Raw genomic sequence first — 21246 nt, 5'->3', positions numbered from 1 at the left:
TGTATTTCACATGACTTTGTCGATAGAAAATTAAAGGAATTTGTCTTAAAAGTCAAGAAATTTAAACTATAGCTGTTCAGTGAGAGGAAGTGAGCGCATGAAACAGACGAAACAAAAAGTAATTGATGCGGCAATATCGTTGTTTAACACGAAAGGTTATGATGGAACGTCGGTGCGAGACATTGCAAAGCGAGCGGATGTGAATGTAGCGAATATTTCATATTATTTTGCTGGAAAGCAAGGCCTATTAGAGCAGCTTATTACGGATTTTTTAGAAGGGTATATTCATGTAATTGAAACGTCCTTTGAACAGAGAGAGTATTTGTCGGCTAAAGATGTAATGGTGCAAATGGTGCGTGGGATTTTACGATATCAATTTGAAAATAGGGAACTGACACGTTTCTTCTACCGAGAGCTTTCACTGGATACGACATTAATTCGCGAAGTGATGACCATTTATTTTTCTAAAGAAAGATATTATATAGAGCAAATCATAAAGCAAGGACAAATGAAACGAGAATTCAAAAAGGTATCTTTTACAATGTTTATGACGCAATTAAAAGGCATGATGAATATGCCGTTTTTATATCCGCAATATATATCAGAAGTGCTGCATTCTTTTCCGTCTGAGACATTTTTTATAGAAATGTACACGAAGGAAATTGAACAATGGATGGAACAAACATTATGTATAACGAATATGTATCAGGAATGGCCAAGAGCTGTTCATATGTGAAAAATCCCCACCTAACGAACTGAGGTGGGGATTTTTGTGCTTTCTTTTCTTTGCCATACATTGTTGCATAATAGCGCGATAATTGTTAAAGAGGCTCCGGAAATTTCAATTTTGTCGACTGTATAACCTCGAAAGATGGAACCGATAAGTGCAAGTATAGGAACTAAATTCATAAATAATATGCCGTTAATAGATGAAATATAGCGATTTCCTGTGTTCCAGCAAAATACAGCGATAACACCTGCAATAATCGACATATACAAGAGTTCAAAACGAACGTTCATAATTGTACGTAGTGAAGGTACAGTAATGACGTTTGTGTAAGTGAAGAAAGTGACGATAACGATGAGTGAAATTGAGCCGAATAGACAAGTTAACGTCGTATACCTGAGTGGTGACCAAGATTGAAAACGAGCACCGCCGTTCGTGTAAATGACCCAGCAAGTAACGCCGCATAGCATAAGTATATTTGTTGAGAGGTGACTGGCAGCTCCAAATAATAAGTGAATATTTCCTTTTGAAATGACAAGCATCACACCGAGCAATGCAACGAACATACAAAGGAATGTGTAGTTTTGTGGACGTTTATTTTTTGTTAGCCACTGCAATAATAAAGCGATGAGTGGCATAAGAGACTGGATCATCGCGGCATGGATGGCTCCAGAAGGTCCGGCAAGTTGTTGACCGTAAAAAACGAGAAAACCGTATCCAGCGAAGCCGACCGTTCCGTAAAAGAATAACGAAAGTGTTCTTTTTTCTAAGCGTAGTGAAGTTCTTCCTTCAGTAATGAATAGCAAAATAAGAAAAATAATAGCTGCTGATCCGTATCGGATAGTTGTGAAGAAAAATGGATCGATAAACTGCAGGGCATTTGCCATGACAGGAAACATAAATCCCCAAGCAGTTACGGCAAGTAAGCATAAGAGGGATCCGAGTAGCATTTGTTTTTTGTTCAAGAGTTTCATTCCCCTTTATATTTCGTTATAGTAAGTTGATGAAATAAGTATAAAGAGTAATTGTTTATAGAAGGAAATATCGATTTTTTATGACAGTTATAACTTTTGGTTAGAGGTGTGTACGATGGATTTGGAGGCAGTACGATCGTTTATTGAAGTAAAGAATACGCGAAGTTTATCGAAGGCGAGTAAGCTATTACATATTTCTCAACCGGCGCTTAGTAAGCAAATTCAAAGATTAGAAGCGGATTTAGAGGTTACTTTACTGAAGCGTTCCGCGCAAGGAGTGGAGTTAACAGAGGCTGGAGAGTTATTTATAACAAGAATGTTACCGATTTTGAAACACATATATGAAGTGAAAGCCGAAATGAAGACTTTTCAAGAGAAGCGGAAAATTTCTATAGGTATATTACCAAGTTTAGCAGCTCATTACATATCAAAATGTAAAGATGTATTAGGTGAAGAATTCGAAGTAGAATGGAAAATTGAGCATACGAAAGTACTAATGGGACTCTTTAAAGAACGGAAGATTGAAGCGATGTTCGTCGATTCAGTAGTAGAAGGCGCTACGTGTATAAAAGAAATGCGAGAAGAAAAAATTGTTTGTGTCGTTTCAAATGATCATCTTTATAAAGAGAAAACAGTGATCCGAATGGAAGATTTGCAAAATGAAAAGTTAATCGTATACCCAGAAATCTGTGATGTAAGGAAATTGATTACGAATATGTTTCAGGGGATAGGTGCGAAACCAATCATTGCATTTGAAACTTCTTATGCAGAACCGATGCTTGCGATGGTCGGAGCTGGACTTGGTATTACGTTACTTCCAGAAATGTCAGTAAAGCAAGCGGCAAAGCAAGGGAATGTGTATGCGATTTCTATTGAACCACCACTTGCGCGCAAAATTTATTTCGTATCCCATATGGAAGAGAACCCGTTATTGCAATCATTTGATGATGGAAGCTAATCGAAACAGAAGATTGAGAAAGATTACAATTGCATTGAAAGAAACATGAAATTTTAAAAAAAACTAGGTCAAAAACAAGCCATTACATGGTATGATTAGTACATTGTTAGTTGTTAAATATAGGGGGATTCCCTTTTTATACATAATGCCTTCCATTTCATAAACGGAACGGACAAAAAAAGAGATATAACTAGGAGGCTTTTTTGCATGGATTCTATCCTGACGATCGTTATCATTGTAGTAAGCTCTATTCTAGTGCTGCTCATGATAGAGCTTGTGATAAGAAATCGTTCATATAAAGATATTGAAGCACTGGAGCAGTGGAAACAAGAGATAAAAGATAAACCTGTGGCAGATGAACTAAAACGGGTGAAAGATTTAAACATGACGGGTCAAACAGAAGAACTGTTTGGTAAATGGCGTGAAGAATGGGATGAGATTGTATCAACAACCCTTCCGAAAGCTGACAAAGATTTAGCGCAAGCGCGAAAATTCGCCTCGCAATTCTCCTTCCGAAAAGCAAAGCATGCGATGAATGAATCCATAAGTGGTTTAGATGACGCTGATAATCGTATTACAGACATTTTAAATGAATTACAGCAATTGTTAGAAAGCCATGAAAAAAATAGCTCGGAAATTGAAGAGTTACGTGATACATATCGTAGTATGAAGAAAAGTGTTCTTGCTCATAGACATATGTATGGAGCAGCAGAGCAGAAAATCGAAGAGATGCTAGATGCTGAATCTAATAAGTTTAAGAGCTTTGAAGAGGCAACAGATAATGGCGACTATTTAAAAGCGAGAGAAATTGTTATTAGTTTAGAAGAAGGTTTGGCAAGCTTAGAAATCATTATTCACCAAATTCCAGATTTATTGGTAGAGTGCCAAGCGACGTTACCAGTTCAGCTGGAAGATTTATTACACGGACATAATGATATGGTAAGACAAGGTTATGTATTAGAGTATTTGGAAATCCCTAAAGAAGTTCGTGATATGACGACACAACTACACACATGTTTAATGGATATACAAGAGCTTCATATAACAGAAGCTGCTGAAAAAGTAGAAAACTTAAAAACGCGTTTAGATGGCTTCTATGATCAACTGGAACAGGAAGTACATGCGAGACATTATGTGGAGCAAAAAACACTTGCTGTTTATGAAGACTTAGAAGAAATTCGTACTGAAACGATTGAAACAAAAGCAGAAACACAACTTGTGAAACAAAGTTATCAGCTACAAGATAAGGACATTGAGTCTCAAAAAGTAATTGAAAAGCAAATGCATATTTTAACGAAACGTTTTGAAATGCTGCAATTACGCGTTGCGGAACAAGATATTGCCTTCTCTATTATTCGCGAGGAACTAGAAGAGGTTTATGAGCAATGTGAAACGTTAAAAGTACTTCATGCAGAATATAAAGAAATGCTGCAAACGATGCGTAAAGAGGAATTTGAAGCGCGTGAGAAGTTGCAAGAAATGCGAAATATCATTTTTGAAACGAAACGTTTTATGCAAAAGTCGAATTTGCCAGGTCTTCCAGAAAGCATTATGGAAGATTTAAAAAGAGGACAAATGGCAATGCAAGCTGTATATGAACAATTAGAAGTGAAACCGTTAAATATGAACGCTGTAAATAGCAGTTTAGAAGAAGCATACACAACTGTTAATGGTGTAGCTGAAATGACAGAAGAGTTAATTGGACAAGCGTATTTAGTTGAAAAATTAATTCAATACGGTAATCGTTACCGCAGTCATGATGAGAACCTTGCAGAGAGCTTAAACTATGCGGAGAAATTATTCCGTGAATATCAATACGATGCAGCTTTAGAACAAGCGGCTTCTGTACTAGAGCAACTTGAACCTGGCGTTGTTCAAAAAATAGCTGAATATGTAGACAATCAACAAACCCTTTCATAAGGGTTTGTTTTTTTGTGTAATTTTAGGGACGATGTTGCTATAATGAATAGCGGAATACAGTAAGGTTATTCGTTTTAAAATATAACGGAACCTTTTAGTAGTCTTAGCGTAATGACACGTATTTGTGATATGATTATATGATGTGATAGCGCTGAAAGGGGAAGAACGATGATCTATTTTGATAATAGTGCGACGACGAAGCCATATCCAGAAGCCCTTCAATCGTACGTAACGGTTGCTGGAAAATATTTTGGAAACCCTTCTTCTATTCATTCGCTTGGAGGAGAGGCAGAGCGTCTATTAACACAATCAAGAACGATTGCAGCGCAGCTTCTTCACGTTAAACCTTCTGAGATTATTTTCACATCAGGTGGAACGGAAGGGAATAACCTTGCGATTAAAGGAATAGCGATGAGGAATCGTTCGCGCGGTAAACATATCATTACAACAAATATTGAACACGCGTCTGTGTTTGAAGCATATAAACAGTTAGAAGATCTCGGTTTTGATGTAACATATTTACCGGTTAATGAGCATGGTGTTGTATCGGTAGAGGATGTAAAACGAGCACTTCGTGAAGATACGATTCTTGTGTCAATTATTCACGTGAACAACGAGACTGGAGCAATTCAGCCTGTTGCTGAAATTGGAACGTTATTATCGAACTATCCGAAAATAAGATTCCATGTGGACCATGTACAAGGGATAGGAAAAGTACCGCTTGATTTATATGCTTCTCATATTGATCTTTGCTCAATATCTGGACATAAATTCCACAGTGTAAAAGGAACGGGTCTTCTTTATGTGCGTGATGGCGTAAGGTTAGATCCAATTTTATCAGGTGGTCAACAAGAGCTTAAGTATCGCTCTGGTACAGAAAACTTACCTGGTATTGTAGCGATGGTGAAAGCACTTCGCATGACAATGGAACAAGTGAAGGAAAAGATAGCTCATTTGCACAATTTACAAACAGAGCTTGTCCGTTTCTTTAAAGAGATGGAAGATGTAACGATCAATACGTCGCTTGCATATGCAGCACCGCACATTTTAAATGTATCATTTGTTGGTTTAAAACCAGAAGTGGTCGTTCATGCTTTAGAAGAGCACGGTGTATATGTATCGACGAAGTCTGCTTGTTCTTCAAAAGCAAATGAAGTGAGCAGAGTGTTAGTGTCAATGGGAGTACCACATGCCGCTGCTGCAAGTGCTATTCGCATTAGTTTGGCACCAGAAAACACGATGGAAGAAGTAAAACAATTTGAAGGTATTGTGAAAGAGACGATGCCAAAATTACATGAAGTGATGAGGTAAAGGAATATGATGACATATGAATATATTTTAGTTCGTTATGGAGAAATGACGACTAAAGGTAAGAACCGTTCTAAATTTGTAAGCACATTAAAAGATAACGTAAAGTTCAAACTGAAAAAGTTTCCAAATATTAAAATCGATGCAACACATGATCGTATGTACATCCAATTAAATGGCGAAGACCATGAAGCAATTTCTGAAAGATTGAAAGATGTATTTGGTATTCATAAGTTTAACTTAGCGATGAAAGTACCATCAGAATTAGAAGATATTAAAAAAGGTGCATTAGCAGCTTTCTTACAAGTAAAAGGCGATGTGAAAACATTTAAAATTACAGTGCACCGTTCTGATAAACGCTTCCCGATGAAGACGATGGAGTTACTTCCAGAAATCGGTGGGCACATTTTAGAAAACACAGAGGATATCACAGTAGATGTTCATAATCCAGATGTGAATGTACGTATAGAAATTCGCAGTGGTTACACATATATTATGTGCGGTGAGCATATGGGAGCTGGCGGTTTACCAGTAGGCGTTGGCGGAAAAGTAATGGTACTTCTTTCTGGTGGTATCGATAGCCCAGTAGCAACGTACTTAACTATGAAACGCGGCGTGTCTGTGGAAGCAGTCCACTTCCATAGCCCACCTTTCACAAGCGAGCGTGCAAAACAAAAAGTAATCGATTTAGCACAAGAGTTAACGAAGTACTGTAAACGTGTAACGCTTCATCTTGTTCCATTTACAGAAGTGCAAAAAACGATTAATAAAGAAATTCCATCTAGCTATTCAATGACAGTTATGCGTCGTATGATGATGCGTATTACAGAGCGTATCGCAGAAGAGCGTAATGCACTTGCAATCACGACTGGTGAAAGTCTTGGACAAGTAGCAAGCCAAACATTAGATAGTATGCATACAATTAACGAAGTAACAAACTATCCAGTTATTCGTCCACTTATTACGATGGATAAATTAGAAATTATTAAAATCGCTGAAGAAATCGGCACATATGATATTTCAATTCGTCCATACGAAGATTGCTGTACAGTATTCACACCAGCAAGCCCAGCGACGAAGCCGAAGCGTGAAAAAGCGAATCGTTTTGAAGCGAAATATGATTTCACACCATTAATCGATGAAGCTGTAGCGAACAAAGAAACAATGGTATTACAAACGGTAGAAGTAGTGGCGGAAGAAGAAAAATTCGAAGAACTTTTCTAAAACCATAAATTACCATATCTAAAACGTGTATGAAGTCATGTTGTTTATCACACTCTATACTCACAAGGAGGTGATACAACATGGCAAGCAACAATAAATTAGCAGTATCTGGTGCTCAAGCAGCATTAGATCAAATGAAATACGAAATCGCTCAAGAGTTTGGTGTTCAACTTGGAGCTGATGCAACATCTCGCGCTAACGGTTCTGTTGGTGGCGAAATCACTAAACGTCTAGTTTCACTAGCTGAGCAACAATTAGGCGGTTTCCAAAAATAATCCCATATATGATGGCTTAGAAAGAGCGGGTTCTCCCGCTCTTTCTTTTTGTTGTTTGCACCGTTATACATTTATCCCGCTTTAATGGGCAGTAAGACCCCCACCTCAAAATTCAGCGAAAGCAAAGAAGTTAGGTGGGGATCGGGCTGCCCATAAAAGTCCGATTGGTGAGAGCTAATAATCAGTGGGGGATGAAGAAAACCCCCACTGATTAAAGTTTCACTTTATTTCGACATAGACATAAAAAATTTGTCAAAAGAAGAGGGTTCAAAATTAACTGAAAATTCTTTATTATATAAGGGAGGCATAGAAATGGAGGAGGATATTGTATGAAAAGAGAAGAATTGTTGGCGCCGCCGTCTTATAATTTAGTTTCTGAAATAGAGAAATATACAGGTGATAAAGAGAAGCTTGCTTTAATTTGGCAAGATGATAAAGGGAATAGACGAGAAGTTACATACACTGAGTTAATGCAAGGTGCGAATAAAATTGGAAACGCTTTTATAAAGAGTGGTCTACAAAAAGGGGACAAGCTTCTTATCATGATGCCACGTTTAATTGAAGCGTACATGACGTATATCGCTGCAATTAAAGCAGGATTTGTCGTAATTCCAAGTTCGGAAATGTTACGTAAAAAAGATATTGAATATCGAATCGAGCACGGGGAAGTAAAAGCGATCGTAAGTTATGAGCCGTACATTGGCCAGTTTGATGATATAGAAGCGATGGAGTCTCTTCAAAAATTCGTTCTGAGCGAGCAGTCAGTAGATGGATGGATTAATTTGAAAACAGCGTTAGAAACAGAAAGTGACCTGTTAGAAATGGCGAAGACAGATAAAGAAGATATGGTCTTTTTATCTTACACGTCAGGAACGACAGGAAATCCAAAAGGTGTTGTTCATACGCATGCGTGGGCATACGCTCATTTACGTACGAGCGCTCCAAATTGGCTCGGAATTGAAGAGAATGATGTTGTGTGGGCAACAGCTAGTCCAGGCTGGCAAAAGTGGATTTGGAGTCCGTTTGTAGCAACTCTTGGATCAGGAGCAACAGGGTTTGTATATCACGGTAAGTTTGAACCAAAAACGTATTTAAATTTATTAGGTGAGAATAAGGTGAATGTACTTTGTTGTACGCCAACTGAGTATAGATTAATGGCAAAAGTAGAAGACTTAAGTGAGTACAATTTAGAGGCGTTACATAGCGCTGTATCCGCAGGTGAGCCGTTAAATAGAGAAGTCATTGAAACGTTCCAAAAGCACTTTAATATTACAGTAAGAGACGGCTATGGGCAAACGGAAAATACATTGCTTGTTGGTGTAATGAAAGGGATGGATATTAGACCAGGATCAATGGGAAAACCAACGCCAGGCAACCACGTTGATATTGTAGACGAGGAAGGTATGCCGGTACAGGTAGGAGAAGTTGGTGATATTGCAGTTCACATTGAAACACCAGCCCTCTTTAAACAATATTATAAAGACGATGAGCGCACAGCGATGCAATTTCGCGGTGATTATTATATTACCGGTGATAAAGCGAAGAAAGATGAAGACGGCTATTTCTGGTTTGAAGGGCGCGGTGATGATATTATTATTAGCTCTGGTTATACAATCGGACCGTTTGAAGTAGAAGATGCACTTGTAAAACATCCTTACGTAAGAGAGTGCGCAGTTGTTGCAAGCCCTGATGAAATTCGTGGAAGTGTCGTGAAGGCATTTATCGTATTAAGAGAGAATATAGACAAGAACGAGGAAACATTAATTCCAATACTCCAACAACACGTCAAAGAACTTACTGCACCATATAAATACCCTCGCAAAATTGAATTTGTAGATGAACTACCAAAAACGATTTCCGGAAAAATTCGCCGTATTGAACTTAGAAAACAAGAGATGGAGATTCCATCAAAATAATTTCGAAAATAGTTGAATGAACTGTAAACCGTATGGTATTATAAAAAACGAACGTAAGTTCGATTTTATAAATTAAAAAAAGAGGTGTCCGTATGATTTTAGGTATCAATCCGTACTTAGTTTTAGATGGTGGTGGGCAAGAGGCTGTACAGTTTTATAAAGAGGCGTTAGATGCAAAAGTAGAAGTCATGCAAACTTTTGGTGACATGCCTGAAAATCCAGAATATCCGATTCCAGCTGAAGCAAAAGAGCGCGTTTTACATGCTACTTTAAAAGTTGGTAATACGGACCTTATGATTTCTGATACATTCCCAGGTAAAGGGCATGCAATCGGATCTCAAGTAACAATTGCAATTCAAATTAGTGATGCAGAAAAAGCGAAAGAAGTATTCGAAAAGTTACAAGAGGGCGGAGAAGTTATTATGCCACTTCAAGAAACGTTCTGGAGCCCAGCATACGGACAACTTAAAGATAAATTTAGCATTGAATGGCAAATTACAACGAATCCTACTGAACAAAAATAATTTTTGGAAAAGCACCATTTTTAATCGAAATGGTGCTTTTTTTATACGAATGAATTTCGTAGACTAGAGGGAAAAGGGGGATGAGTATATGGGAGAAATTTGGTATGGTGGCACCATTTACACGATGCGAGAAGAAAATGAAAAAGTAGACGCTGTTTATGTTGAAAACGATATGATCGTTGATGTCGGGAGTAAAGAAGGGTTAGAAGACCGATATGCTGCGGTTAAATTGCACGATTTAGAAGGCAAAACGATGATTCCAGGTCTCGTTGATAGTCATATGCATCTTATTGGGCATGGAGAGAGGTTACTCCGTCTAGATTTATCAAACTGCACATCTTATAGCGAAGTGCTGACTCTCGTGCGGAAGCGAGTGGAAGAAGCTCCAAAGGGGTCTTGGGTTATTGGAGAAGGATGGAATGAAAATAACTTTATAGATACGAAAGATGTTCATGTGAAAGATTTAGATGAAATCTCGAAGGAACACCCCATTTTATTAAAACGCGTTTGTCGTCACGTAACATGGGTGAATTCATACATACTGCAAGAAGCGAACATAACAGAAGCGACGCAAGACCCGAAAGGCGGAAAAATTGGTCGTGATGCGTCAAATAATTTAACAGGACTTTTATATGAACAGGGGCAAGAGTTAATTAAATATGTTCAGCCAGAAATTGATGAAGCTTATTTACAAAGCGCTTTGCAAACAGCGATTAAAGACTGCTGGCAATATGGTCTCGTTGGTGGGCATACGGAAGATTTAAATTATTACGGTGGTTTTAGAAAAACGCACAATGCGTTTTCTCATGTTATAAAGGAAATGCCATTTAAAGCACATTTACTCGTTCACCATGAAGTAGCACATGAACGAAAAGAATATGAAAATGAGCATTATATTGAATTTGGCGCGATGAAAATTTTTTCTGATGGTTCTTTTGGTGGAAGAACAGCTTTATTAAGTGAACCGTATGAAGATGCGCAGGAAACAAATGGAGTTGCAATCTTCTCACGCAAAGAGCTTGCGGAGTTAGTGAAAAAAGCACGAGATTTACATATGCCAGTAGCGATTCATACAATCGGTGACTTATCGCTAGAATATGTCATTGATGCACTTGAATTATATCCACCAGCAGAAGGATTACGTGACCGTATTATTCATTGTCAGCTCGCTCGTGAAGAGTTGATTGAGAGAATGAAAAACTTACAGGCCATTATTGATATACAACCAGTTTTTGTTTCATCAGATTTTCCATCAGTTATTGAAAAACTAGGAGAGCATCGTCTTCGTTATGCGTACGCTTGGAAGACGTTACTGGAAGCAGGATTACACTGCAATGGTGGATCTGACGCGCCAATTGAACAAGTGAATCCGTTTTTAGGCATATATAGCGCTGTTACACGCAGAAGTTTTATTGACGGTATATGTTATATGCCAGAAGAGAGATTAACGGTATATGAGGCTGTCTCTTTATTTACAACAGGAAGTGCCTATGCAATCGGAAAAGAAGCGAAGCGAGGACAAATTGCAAAAGGATATGAAGCAGATTTTACGATAGTAGATCGCAATATTTTTGAAATAGAGGCTGAAGAAATAAAAGAAGTACAAGCAGAAATGACCGTAATTGATGGGAAGATTGTGTATAGGAAAGATGTGTGAAATTATATCGAATTACCGACAAAATCTACCGATATTGACCGATAGCGAGAGAAATAAAAAACCGCCGCATTATCATAATGCGGCGGTTTTTTCATGCTATAAAAACGTTCTCTGTACTTTTTCCCAGAAGGAATTGTTTTTTAATTTAACTGTTTTAATTTGTTTATCGCTTAAGCGTACAACAGCTTTTTCTACTTGTTTAATGCTAAGCGCTTCATTATCCATACCGATAACAGGATAATCGTTACCGTCTGGTCTTAGTTTTAAAGTTAGTGTACGCTTGTGATTTAAAATGAACGGTGAACCGAGCGTACGATATGTGTTGTTATTTAATGATGCTAGTTCGCTTACTTGGAAGCATGGGATAAGCGGATCAACAACGGCACCATGTAATGATTTATTGTAAGCTGTACTTCCTGTTGGGGTAGAAACAACTAAACCGTCCCCTCTAAATGTTTCGAAATATAGATCATCAACGTGAACATCTACAACGAATGTTTTAATGATGCTAGAACGTAATGAGAACTCATTTAAACAATGGAAAGATGTACTGTGATCTACATCTACCTGAATTGTTGGGTATTTTCGCACTTCAATTTCATTTTTTGTAATTTCTTGAAGGGCTGTATCAACGTGATCAATATGGAAATCGCAGTAGAACGAAATTTCATCTTTCGTAGAAATCCCTGCGTATAAGCAATCTTCTCTAAAACCAGTTTTACGAACGGCTTGTAAGAAAGTTGCATCATCTCCAACACTGACGATAGCGTTTGCATTTTTTGGATGATCTAATATGGTGAATCCATTCTCTTCCAAAATACGATAGATTGGTTTCATTTGTTCAACGAGCGTTGCTTTGTCATCACCATAAAAGAAAAATAAATTGCGACGATCTGCCATTATGTATCCCTCCACTGCAGTTAAATTTTCTGTTTTTCGTGCTACATATCATCCAAATAGGTCCGTGAAGATATGTTCAAATAATATATTTCGATATAAAATGTCAAAAACCCTTTTATTTTTAGAAAAATTTTTATATTCAATCTTATGAGATTCTGTTTAATGATGAATAAACTTGTCGATAATGGGTACGGAGTGAAAGGATGATACGTATGAAGTGGCTCGCAATTGGAATAATAATTCTTCTCCTTTTTATTTTGCTTATACTATTGTCGAAAATAAAGCTTAAAGTGACATTTTTATATTCAGAAATGGAAAAGCAATGTTTGTTTCAAGTGAAAATATGGATGATTCGATATACATTCGATGTATTGGAAAGAATTGAAAAGCAACAGAAGAAGACAGGACAAAAGATCGAGAAAGCTGAAGAGGACGGCGGATTAGATAATAAAATTATAGCGCAACTTGATAGTATGGGGGAGCTGATAAAAAAGCTGCAAGAAGTTCATACTATTGTTAAAGATTTTCTCAAACGAGTGAAAATCAATGGTTGGAGATGGCACACGCAAATTGGTGCAGGTGATGCAGCTAGCACCGGAATTGTCACTGGATATGCATGGGGGACAAAAGGAATGGCTGCTGGAGTTGTAGGACAATATATGCATATTGTCGATGTACCAGAATTTGAAATTACGCCTGTTTTTCAAGGGAAAGGATTTGCGTCAAGATGTGAGTTAACAGCATCTTTTCGTATATTCCGTACTGTAAAAACAGCGGTGAAATTGCTCATGTTTATGAGAAAGCAAAGATCTGGTATGACAGAAAAATCTGTTCAAGCATAGGGGGGATATAGAATGGACCATCCAATTCAAGGTTTAATGACAACCGCAATGCAGCATTTAAAACAAATGACTGATGTAAATACAATTGTTGGTGATCCGATTAAAGCGGCAGATGGAAGTGTAATTCTTACCGTTTCGAAAGTTAGTTTTGGATTCGCCGCTGGTGGAAGTGAATTTGGTAAAGAACAAGCAGGCCGTCATCCATTTGGCGGGGGAAGTGGTGGAGGAGTTTCTATTAATCCTGTTGCTTTTCTTGTTATAAATGGAGACGGTGTAAAAGTGTTGCATTTAGATAAGCAAACACACGTCATCGATAAAATAATTGAATTAGCGCCACAAGCTGTTGATAAAGTGAAGGAAATGATGGATAAACGAAAAGAAGACGATCCTGAATTTCAAATTTAACGAATAAAGAAGCTGATCAATGGATTGGCTTCTTTAATTTTTTTGTAAATAAAGCGATTTTATTTGCATTATCGATAGGGACAAACTATCATTTACAGTGTACATATTTTGTTTAAATAAGGGAGGATTTTCAAGTGGCAAACGTAACTTTTAAAGGTAATCCAATGACTTTAGTTGGAACAGAAGTTAAAGTTGGCGAGCAAGCGCCAAACTTCCAAGTATTAGCAAACGACTTATCTCCAGTAAGTTTAGAAACATACAAAGGCGAAGTGAAATTAATTAGTGTTGTACCTTCAATCGACACAGGTGTGTGTGATGCACAAACACGTCGTTTTAACCAAGATGCAGCAGGTATTGAAAACGCGAAAGTATTAACAATTAGCGCTGACTTACCATTCGCTCAAAAACGCTGGTGTGCAGCAAACGGTTTAGAAAATGTTGTTACACTTTCTGACCACCGTGACCTTTCATTCGGTGAAGCTTACGGCTTAGTAATGAAAGAGCTTCGTTTACTTGCTCGTGCAGTATTCGTAGTAGATAGCAACGACAAAGTAGTTTACGCAGAGTACGTAAGCGAAGGTACAAGCCATCCAAACTATGAAGCAGCATTAGAAGCAGCTAAGTCTGCAAAATAATGTGAAGGAAATGACCTCTTATAAAGAGGTCGTTTTTTCTCATATATTGCTGCGTAACGGTACCAATATATGAGAAAAAACGTTATATCGCATATAACTGAAAGGGGAGCTCTTTGCAGGAGGTCGCTTTTTCTTTTTGGAAAAAAACACTTTGTGGTATGATATAAGTTATGTGTAAAAGAGAGAAGGAGGAATGTACGTGAGTCAGACAGTAGAAACATTATTTTCTATTTTTGATTCTTCTGCGGTAGTTTTACGTAAAGAATTAGATGTAACATATTTAGAGGCGCTTGTAGAAACAGGTGATAACTTGTTTGAAGGAGCGATTTTACAAGAGGAATTATCTGAGTCAGCAATTGAAAGGCTGAATCGTGAATATAGTACGTTTAATGAAGAAACATATAAAGGTGAAGAAATTCGTAAAGCATTTCAGTTAGCCATTTTAAAAGGAATGAAAGAAGGCGTACAAGCGAATCACGAAATGACGCCTGATGCAGTTGGCATGTTCATGAGCTACTTATTCCATAAATTTATGCAAGGTCAAAACGAAATTACGGTGTTAGACCCTGCAATTGGAACAGGTAACTTAATGACTACAGTGTTTAATAGCGCCAAAGAAGGACTAGCAATGAGTGGGTTTGGTGTAGAAGTGGATGAAGTGCTAATTAAACTTGCTTTAGTAAATGCGAATTTACAAAAGCATGCAATCGAATTCTTCCATCAAGATGGACTAGCGCCACTTTATATCGATCCGGTTGATGCAGTCGTTTCAGACTTACCGATTGGTTACTATCCAAATGAAATCGGTGCAAGTGAATATAAGTTAAAAGCAGATGAAGGAATGTCGTATGCACATCACCTATTTATTGAACAAAGTGTGAAACATACGAAAGAAGGTGGGTACTTATTCTTCCTAGTGCCAAACTTCATCTTTGAAAGTGATCAAGCACCAAAATTACATGCATTTATTAAAGAAACATGTTTTATTCAAGGGTTATTACAGCTACCTGTTTCCATGTTTAAAAACGAGAAAAATGCAAAAAGTATATTTGTTCTTCAAAAGAAAGGCCCTAGTGTAACGATGCCAAAACAGGCGTTATTAGTGGAGTTACCTAAATTCTCCAACATGAAGGCGATGGAGAACATTATGGATCAATTAAATACTTGGTTTGCAACGCATAAATAAGGTTAGGTATATGTAACAGGGTTAGTAATTCAGGTAGTACAGTTTTATATGATATGTCATATTTTTAAATATATACTAGATTTAACTGAATTTTTTTGAAATCTGTAATATATATTTTTTCTTGGTGTTACAATTTTTTCACTTGAAATATATGTCGGACGATGTTTAAATTAAAATCGTGAGTATAAAATTTGCTAATGATGAAACGTTTTCATATGCAGTGAATTTAATTAGATAAAATCGAGCGGTTTGTGGAAACATCCACACAACTACCAAGAGAAAAAGGGGCGAAAGACTAGATGTCAAAAATCATCGCGATTAACGCAGGAAGCTCTTCCTTAAAGTTCCAATTATTTGAAATGCCAAGTGAAACAGTATTAACAAAAGGTTTAGTAGAACGTATCGGTTTAGAAGATAGTATCTTCACTATTACTGTAGATGGCGAAAAACAAAAAGAAATTACAAACATTCCAGATCACGCAGTAGCAGTTAATATGCTTCTTAAAAAATTAACTGAAAACGGAATCGTTAAATCTCTAGATGAGATTGGCGGTATCGGTCACCGTGTTGTTCACGGCGGCGAAAAATTTGCTGACTCTGTTTTAATTACTGATGAAGTATTAGCTGATATCGAAGAATTAAGCGATTTAGCACCACTTCATAACCCAGCAAACCTTGTTGGTATTAAAGCATTCCAAGAAGTATTACCAAACGTACCAGCAGTAGCAGTATTCGATACAGCATTCCACCAAACAATGCCGGAATCTGCATTCCTATACAGCTTACCATATGAGTACTATGAAAAGTTCGGCATCCGTAAATACGGTTTCCACGGAACTTCTCATAAATACGTAACTGAGCGTGCGGCTGAATTATTAGGTCGTCCACTTGAAAGCTTAAGCTTACTTTCTTGTCACTTAGGTAACGGTGCAAGTATCGCAGCAGTAGAAGGCGGTAAATCTATCGATACTTCTATGGGCTTCACTCCACTTGCTGGTGTAACAATGGGTACACGTTCTGGTAACCTTGACCCTGCGTTAATTCCATATATCATGGAAAAAACAGGCCAAACAGTAGAAGAAGTAGTTAACGTATTAAACAAGAAGAGTGGTATGTTAGGTCTTACTGGTTACTCTAGTGACCTACGTGACATCATTGCGAAAGAAGAAGAAGGCGACCACCGTGCGAAAGTAGCACTTGATGTATTCGTAAGCCGTATCCACAAATACATCGGTTCTTACACTGCTCGTATGAAAGGTGTAGACGCAATCATCTTTACAGCTGGTGTAGGTGAAAACAGTGCGATTATTCGTGAGCGCGTATTAGAAGGCCTTGAGTACATGGGCGTATACTTCGACGTAAAACGTAATAACGTATTTGGTGAAGAAGCATTCATCAGCTTCCCACACTCTCCAGTAAAAATTATCGTAATTCCAACTGACGAAGAAGTTATGATCGCTCGTGACGTACTACGTCTTGGAGATATTGGTTAATATATTATATAAAAAAAGACGAAATCCTATAGGATTTCGTCTTTTTTCTTTTGGATATAGTTTAAAATTCCATCTGGATAGAGTACTTTTTCATTCTGAATGAAAGTTGTAATGGGAATCCATTTCGCATACGATACTGTTTGCTCATCTTGTATATTCATTTTTTCATTTCATATAGTGATGTGTCTAATAAGCATACAGAATATAGTTGAATGATTTCATGACCCATTTCTCCATCAAGATGAAAGATGTTTTCTAAGCATCCTAAATAATTTGTGATTTCCACTTCTGTATGAAGCTCTTCTTTAAATTCACGAATAACGGTATGTGCTGATTTTTCACCAAGTTCAATTGATCCACCAAGAGGTCGGTAAAATGTTTCATCGCCTGTATGATATTCTTGTACGAGAAGGCGACCTTGATGTATAGCAAGACCAAAAGCTTTTGCACGTGGATACATATTGCAATCACTCCTTATTTATTTTGTATAAGGATGATTATAATGTGTTTTGTAATAAAAGGTGTCGTGTATTTAAGCTTGTGGTCTAATCGTTATCCCATCAAATAAGTCACTCCAAAATGCTTCATTATACTGAAATACATCCATAATAGGGCATTTTATAACACAAATGTTTTGTAATCCCCAATCGTCTTGGGTGATAGTTGGCACATCTTCAGGAATGAGTAATAGGACAGAGAATGTATGTTTAGCTATTTGAGATAAAATGTGTTCCAAGGAACGTGCTTCTTCGTATGTTCCTCCCGTTCGAATAAACAATGTGGATTCTGCCGTTTCAATTGTAGTTAGAAAACGATGAATTCGATGCTCATAGTTTAACTTAATTTCTGTATAAGAAGGCCAAGAAGTTGGTGTGTTTACATCTGTTTTAAAATCATGGCAGGAGTCGATTTCATATAGGTTATCACGGAGCCTTAATTTCGCATCATCATCCCAAAATGAGATGAAGGATAAGTTTTCGAATTGCAAAAAACGGTCAAATCGATTTTGTAATAATACATTCACTTTTTCTAATGAAGGGCTTAGCATAAAATCGATAACACCAAAAAATGGTGATAATTTGAATTGATATAAAGCCCAAGCAGGCCAGCAGTTTTGTCCTAAGCTGAATACTGCATTATATTCTTTTTTTATATTGGATAGATTCATGTGGTTCATCTCATCCTTTTTGTTAATATTTTATGTCATTAAAAAATGGTATGTGAATAAAGATAGACAAGCATATTTGCAAAGAATAAGCAGAAATATGTTACAATAGAAAAAAATCGAACGAGGTGGTTGTTACGATGCGATCGAAGCGAGAACAAGCCATTTTAGACAATATAAAAGAATGGGAATTGCAATTAGTTGAGCAAGAAGCGACTGACTTTCAAAAAGTGTTTGATAAATGGGTACATACGACAATTGCGAAATTACCTGAGAAAAAACGACAAGATTTCTTTACGAAAGCAGATGGATGGCTCTTTCATTTGCATGCATTGATTCAAAGTTCACAATCACAGTTAGATGCGCGTAATCGTATTTTAGGAACATCGAGATTATTTGATGAATCGATTGAGCAACTAGAAGATTTAAAAGCGTTATCTATTGATCAGTTAACATACATAGCAGAGCAGCAAACAGCACGACATCGTTTATATTCATTCGTACAAGGCGGAGCAACGGGTGCTGGAGGTTTATTATTATTAACGGCTGATTTTCCAGTTATGATTGCGTTAAATGTGAAGGCTGTCCAACTTATTGCCACATCGTTTGGACATGATGTGAACAAGCCTTATGAAATGATGCTTGCGTTAAAGGTGTTTCATGCGTCATTACTACCAGGAAGACTTCAGCAATATGCATGGTACAATTTACTGCAAGAGTTAGAGCAAGAAGATTCGTTCTTTTATGAAGGAGACGAAGCGGTGTTACAACCAGCTTCTACTGAAGTTGTGTTAAAACAAATTTTGAAAACATTTTCGATTTATGCTCTTCGTCGTAAATTATTCCAAGGTATTCCGGTAATTGGAATGGCAATCGGGTCTACAGTGAATTATCGTTTAACGAGAAGCGTTACTGAATTTGCAAATAGATTTTATCAAGTGCGCCACATAGTCGAGAAGGAAAAAAGAGCGTAAAAAAAGCGAGAGGCCGAAGCCTTTCGCTTTTTTAATTTGTTGCATGCTTTTTGGACATTGGAATAGATACTGGTTGCTTTTCTGCTTTCTTCTCTGCTTTTGGATAATAAATTAAATCCAATGTTTTTGCCTGTACGGCAATCGAAAGAATAGTAAAAGCAATTTCTGTCCAATTTAAATAATATAATGAAAGCGCAAGAACAATCGCGTCAAAGACGAAGAAAATTTGCCCAATTGTAAAACGAGTTCGTTTACTTAATACAATTGTTAAAATATCGTCCCCGCCGGTTGCACCGCCAAATCGCAATATAAAACCGAGTCCAATACCAGCTAATGCACCGCCAACTACTGCAGCTATAAATAAATTGTTTGATAAATCGACCGTAAATGGAGAATAATTTTCCATAAGAGAATAAAATACTCCGAATGAAATCGAACCTAGGAATGAATAGCCAACCATTTTTCTACCTAAAAATGAAGCACATAGTAAAATAATTGGGATATCCATAATTACAGTTGAAATAGATGGTGAAATATCATAAAAATTTTGGATGAATAGTGCAATTCCTACAAAGCCACCTTCTGTTAAGTGGTTTTGGAAGTGAATGTGATATAGCGCTGCTGCTAAAATAAATGAACCGATTAAAACCATAAAAATTTCTTTAATAATTTGTCGACTTTGGATGTTCCTCATCGTTATTCCTTCTTTCCGTAGTTAGTAGTCCTGTTTGTGTTGTAAACTAACTACGAGCTCACATGTAGCTTTCAGTTAGTTTACGAAAAAACTAACTACGCTATATGTCGCTGAAGAAATAACGAATAATCCTCTCGTCCATCAATTCTCCCTACCTTCGTTTTAGTTTAAGTCTTAAAACGACTAAACAAAACGTGGAGTAGGATTCTTCATTTAGCAATCCTGCTCTTCTTTGTTTTGTTTAGCTAGTAACAATTAAGTCCTAAACAAAACGCTATGTGTAAGAAGAGTCTTTTTTTTGCCAAATTATCCTTCGGGCAATCATAATTTCCCCACTCTCGTATTTTTTTCGCTAGACCAAAGTATCTGAGCTGAAAAATACGCTACGTGTATGATTCGTCAATACGATGCCACATGCTCCTTCGAGCGATCATGATATCAAAATCCCTTCCTTCAAGATTTATATTATTATATCATACTTTCAAAAAATGTATGCGGATGGAAACCGACAATAAACGGAGGGAATCTACAAAAATTGTTATGTTTAAATATTTTTGTAGAAAAGCCTAAGTTATTTCGCTAAGTCGGACAGGTTTTTAGTTTGTCCAATAAGTAAGAAAAGAAGAATTTTTATTCAGTTGTATTCTTTTCATCACTTTTATCTTTAAAAAACGTATCCCAGCTAATCACACTTAAAAACGTTAAAGCGATAATAACGAAAGCGCGCATAAATTTTAGACCTCCTTTTGTACACAGTATATGAATCGTTCACTTTGGAATGTGTCATTTTTTTACAAGTCTTAACTATTATGAGAGTATATTAATATAGACAGATGAAGGGGAGAGTGAAGATATGCTAAAAGACATGTTCAAAAGAAAAGAATTAACATGCGTTTCATGTCAGAAAAAGATTCAATATGAAGAAGAGTTAGTTGCTTTTGTAAAGTTGCCGAAAGAAAGAAGTATATTAGTCGGCCCATTTGATGTGTGTTTGGCGAAAACAGCACAAGAAATATATTGTAAATCGTGTTACGACAAAAAAGCATGACCCAAAGTAATTGAGGGGCATGCTTTTTTCATTGGTGTGCCTTCCCCTCAGATACATTTTGAGTGAGGCGATACCAAAGCCAAAGGTCATTAATGATGGAAGCAAGATCGGCAATTTCTGAATTCAGTTTGCAAGAAATTTCGAAGTCTTCTTCGTTATTTAAATGATGCTGTTTTGCATTAATAGAATGCTCGAGTTCTTTTATTCGATCAGGAATCTTTCCGCGAACTTGTTCCCATTTCAATAAAATAGCATGCTGCATTTTTTCGGGGATATCTTCCCAATCTTCTTGTAAATGAGGAATTTCAATTCCTAGATGATCATCGTATAAGAAATACTTTTCCATAAGTTCACCCCCGTTGTTCTGCTTATATTGTACATAAAAACAGAAAGAAGTTCGACGGAATTGTTTGAAAAAATT

Annotated in this window: 21 protein-coding genes and 1 pseudogene; 16 read left to right on the top strand and 6 right to left on the bottom strand. The window is 37.0% G+C overall.

The window, feature by feature from the left end; translation table 11 throughout:
* The first annotated feature begins 97 nt into the window (after positions 1–97).
* A complete protein-coding gene (gene refZ / locus MR115_RS09705) occupies positions 98–736 on the top strand; it encodes a forespore capture DNA-binding protein RefZ (protein ID WP_061679867.1) in 639 nt (212 codons plus the stop codon).
* Positions 737–747: 11 nt separating this feature from the next.
* Here the strand turns inward: refZ and MR115_RS09700 are convergent, their stop codons facing one another.
* Positions 748–1692 carry a DMT family transporter gene (locus tag MR115_RS09700; RefSeq protein WP_242240999.1) on the bottom strand — a complete coding sequence of 315 codons (945 nt, stop codon included), beginning with the start codon at positions 1690–1692 and terminating at the stop codon, positions 748–750.
* 124 nt (positions 1693–1816) lie between these two features.
* Here MR115_RS09700 and MR115_RS09695 point away from each other — a divergent pair, with 124 nt between their 5' ends.
* The 8 genes from MR115_RS09695 to MR115_RS09660 all read left to right on the top strand — a co-directional run bounded on the left by MR115_RS09695 (position 1817) and on the right by MR115_RS09660 (position 11483).
* On the top strand, positions 1817–2659 hold the full coding sequence (locus MR115_RS09695) for a LysR family transcriptional regulator (RefSeq protein ID WP_242240997.1): 843 nt from the start codon (positions 1817–1819) through the stop codon (positions 2657–2659).
* Positions 2660–2866: 207 nt separating this feature from the next.
* Positions 2867–4579, top strand: coding sequence for a septation ring formation regulator EzrA (gene ezrA / locus MR115_RS09690; protein ID WP_242240994.1), 1713 nt, complete (start codon positions 2867–2869; stop codon positions 4577–4579).
* A 168-nt stretch (positions 4580–4747) separates the two neighbouring features.
* Positions 4748–5890, top strand: coding sequence for a cysteine desulfurase family protein (locus MR115_RS09685; RefSeq protein ID WP_063260703.1), 1143 nt, complete (start codon positions 4748–4750; stop codon positions 5888–5890).
* A gap of 6 nt (positions 5891–5896) precedes the next feature.
* The gene (gene thiI / locus MR115_RS09680; RefSeq protein ID WP_063260704.1) at positions 5897–7111 is read left to right on the top strand and encodes a tRNA uracil 4-sulfurtransferase ThiI; all 1215 of its coding nucleotides are present in this window, start codon (positions 5897–5899) and stop codon (positions 7109–7111) included.
* An 80-nt stretch (positions 7112–7191) separates the two neighbouring features.
* Positions 7192–7386 (top strand): alpha/beta-type small acid-soluble spore protein, encoded by a 195-nt coding sequence (locus MR115_RS09675; RefSeq protein ID WP_000157912.1) that lies wholly within the window; start codon positions 7192–7194, stop codon positions 7384–7386.
* A 329-nt stretch (positions 7387–7715) separates the two neighbouring features.
* Positions 7716–9302 carry an acyl-CoA synthetase MbcS gene (mbcS, locus tag MR115_RS09670; protein WP_132130970.1) on the top strand — a complete coding sequence of 529 codons (1587 nt, stop codon included), beginning with the start codon at positions 7716–7718 and terminating at the stop codon, positions 9300–9302.
* Between the two features lie 92 nt (positions 9303–9394).
* Positions 9395–9826 carry a VOC family protein gene (locus MR115_RS09665; RefSeq protein ID WP_097818384.1) on the top strand — a complete coding sequence of 144 codons (432 nt, stop codon included), beginning with the start codon at positions 9395–9397 and terminating at the stop codon, positions 9824–9826.
* A gap of 88 nt (positions 9827–9914) precedes the next feature.
* A complete protein-coding gene (locus tag MR115_RS09660) occupies positions 9915–11483 on the top strand; it encodes an amidohydrolase (protein WP_097865065.1) in 1569 nt (522 codons plus the stop codon).
* Between the two features lie 96 nt (positions 11484–11579).
* Here the strand turns inward: MR115_RS09660 and MR115_RS09655 are convergent, their stop codons facing one another.
* Positions 11580–12383 (bottom strand): NAD kinase, encoded by an 804-nt coding sequence (locus MR115_RS09655; RefSeq protein ID WP_097818382.1) that lies wholly within the window; start codon positions 12381–12383, stop codon positions 11580–11582.
* 203 nt (positions 12384–12586) lie between these two features.
* Between MR115_RS09655 and MR115_RS09650 the strand changes: the two genes are divergently transcribed.
* The 5 genes from MR115_RS09650 to ackA all read left to right on the top strand — a co-directional run bounded on the left by MR115_RS09650 (position 12587) and on the right by ackA (position 16944).
* A complete protein-coding gene (locus MR115_RS09650; RefSeq protein ID WP_242240992.1) occupies positions 12587–13225 on the top strand; it encodes a DUF2953 domain-containing protein in 639 nt (212 codons plus the stop codon).
* A 12-nt stretch (positions 13226–13237) separates the two neighbouring features.
* Positions 13238–13630, top strand: coding sequence for a GerW family sporulation protein (gene ytfJ / locus MR115_RS09645; RefSeq protein ID WP_063260710.1), 393 nt, complete (start codon positions 13238–13240; stop codon positions 13628–13630).
* A 134-nt stretch (positions 13631–13764) separates the two neighbouring features.
* The gene (gene tpx / locus MR115_RS09640; protein ID WP_097818379.1) at positions 13765–14265 is read left to right on the top strand and encodes a thiol peroxidase; all 501 of its coding nucleotides are present in this window, start codon (positions 13765–13767) and stop codon (positions 14263–14265) included.
* Between the two features lie 199 nt (positions 14266–14464).
* Complete coding sequence (locus MR115_RS09635; protein WP_000084362.1) at positions 14465–15451, top strand: class I SAM-dependent methyltransferase; 987 nt, start codon at positions 14465–14467, stop codon at positions 15449–15451.
* Positions 15452–15750: 299 nt separating this feature from the next.
* On the top strand, positions 15751–16944 hold the full coding sequence (gene ackA, locus MR115_RS09630; RefSeq protein WP_000034572.1) for an acetate kinase: 1194 nt from the start codon (positions 15751–15753) through the stop codon (positions 16942–16944).
* Positions 16945–16970: 26 nt separating this feature from the next.
* Here ackA and MR115_RS09625 read toward each other — a convergent pair.
* Positions 16971–17404 (bottom strand): annotated as a pseudogene (locus tag MR115_RS09625) (NUDIX hydrolase).
* A gap of 72 nt (positions 17405–17476) precedes the next feature.
* A complete protein-coding gene (locus MR115_RS09620; RefSeq protein WP_098870208.1) occupies positions 17477–18112 on the bottom strand; it encodes a DUF1796 family putative cysteine peptidase in 636 nt (211 codons plus the stop codon).
* 137 nt (positions 18113–18249) lie between these two features.
* Between MR115_RS09620 and MR115_RS09615 the strand changes: the two genes are divergently transcribed.
* Positions 18250–19083, top strand: a complete 834-nt coding sequence (locus MR115_RS09615) for an EcsC family protein (RefSeq protein ID WP_098870209.1) — start codon at positions 18250–18252, stop codon at positions 19081–19083.
* 31 nt (positions 19084–19114) lie between these two features.
* On the opposite strand, the gene MR115_RS09610 is transcribed toward MR115_RS09615, so the two are convergent.
* Positions 19115–19777 carry a YitT family protein gene (locus tag MR115_RS09610; protein ID WP_001244511.1) on the bottom strand — a complete coding sequence of 221 codons (663 nt, stop codon included), beginning with the start codon at positions 19775–19777 and terminating at the stop codon, positions 19115–19117.
* Between the two features lie 853 nt (positions 19778–20630).
* Between MR115_RS09610 and MR115_RS09605 the strand changes: the two genes are divergently transcribed.
* Positions 20631–20825, top strand: a complete 195-nt coding sequence (locus tag MR115_RS09605) for a hypothetical protein (protein WP_000910292.1) — start codon at positions 20631–20633, stop codon at positions 20823–20825.
* 28 nt (positions 20826–20853) lie between these two features.
* Here the strand turns inward: MR115_RS09605 and MR115_RS09600 are convergent, their stop codons facing one another.
* On the bottom strand, positions 20854–21171 hold the full coding sequence (locus MR115_RS09600) for a hypothetical protein (protein ID WP_063245305.1): 318 nt from the start codon (positions 21169–21171) through the stop codon (positions 20854–20856).
* Positions 21172–21246 lie beyond the last annotated feature (75 nt).

The organism is Bacillus cereus group sp. BfR-BA-01309 (assembly GCF_022664315.1).
GTDB classification, from domain to species: Bacteria; Bacillota; Bacilli; order Bacillales; family Bacillaceae_G; genus Bacillus_A; species Bacillus_A mobilis.
This window is presented reverse-complemented; position numbering and strand designations above follow the sequence as displayed.

Excerpts from the sequence above, each read along its gene's own strand:
- refZ (WP_061679867.1), top strand. The coding sequence starts at position 98 with ATGAAACAGACGAAACAAAAAGTAATTGATGCGGCAATATCGTTGTTT.
- MR115_RS09695 (WP_242240997.1), top strand. The coding sequence starts at position 1,817 with ATGGATTTGGAGGCAGTACGATCGTTTATTGAAGTAAAGAATACGCGA.
- ezrA (WP_242240994.1), top strand. The coding sequence starts at position 2,867 with ATGGATTCTATCCTGACGATCGTTATCATTGTAGTAAGCTCTATTCTA.
- MR115_RS09685 (WP_063260703.1), top strand. The coding sequence starts at position 4,748 with ATGATCTATTTTGATAATAGTGCGACGACGAAGCCATATCCAGAAGCC.
- thiI (WP_063260704.1), top strand. The coding sequence starts at position 5,897 with ATGATGACATATGAATATATTTTAGTTCGTTATGGAGAAATGACGACT.
- MR115_RS09675 (WP_000157912.1), top strand. The coding sequence starts at position 7,192 with ATGGCAAGCAACAATAAATTAGCAGTATCTGGTGCTCAAGCAGCATTA.
- mbcS (WP_132130970.1), top strand. The coding sequence starts at position 7,716 with ATGAAAAGAGAAGAATTGTTGGCGCCGCCGTCTTATAATTTAGTTTCT.
- MR115_RS09665 (WP_097818384.1), top strand. The coding sequence starts at position 9,395 with ATGATTTTAGGTATCAATCCGTACTTAGTTTTAGATGGTGGTGGGCAA.
- MR115_RS09660 (WP_097865065.1), top strand. The coding sequence starts at position 9,915 with ATGGGAGAAATTTGGTATGGTGGCACCATTTACACGATGCGAGAAGAA.
- MR115_RS09655 (WP_097818382.1), bottom strand. The coding sequence starts at position 12,383 with ATGGCAGATCGTCGCAATTTATTTTTCTTTTATGGTGATGACAAAGCA.
- MR115_RS09650 (WP_242240992.1), top strand. The coding sequence starts at position 12,587 with ATGATACGTATGAAGTGGCTCGCAATTGGAATAATAATTCTTCTCCTT.
- ytfJ (WP_063260710.1), top strand. The coding sequence starts at position 13,238 with ATGGACCATCCAATTCAAGGTTTAATGACAACCGCAATGCAGCATTTA.
- ackA (WP_000034572.1), top strand. The coding sequence starts at position 15,751 with ATGTCAAAAATCATCGCGATTAACGCAGGAAGCTCTTCCTTAAAGTTC.
- MR115_RS09620 (WP_098870208.1), bottom strand. The coding sequence starts at position 18,112 with ATGAATCTATCCAATATAAAAAAAGAATATAATGCAGTATTCAGCTTA.
- MR115_RS09615 (WP_098870209.1), top strand. The coding sequence starts at position 18,250 with ATGCGATCGAAGCGAGAACAAGCCATTTTAGACAATATAAAAGAATGG.
- MR115_RS09610 (WP_001244511.1), bottom strand. The coding sequence starts at position 19,777 with ATGAGGAACATCCAAAGTCGACAAATTATTAAAGAAATTTTTATGGTT.
- MR115_RS09605 (WP_000910292.1), top strand. The coding sequence starts at position 20,631 with ATGCTAAAAGACATGTTCAAAAGAAAAGAATTAACATGCGTTTCATGT.
- MR115_RS09600 (WP_063245305.1), bottom strand. The coding sequence starts at position 21,171 with ATGGAAAAGTATTTCTTATACGATGATCATCTAGGAATTGAAATTCCT.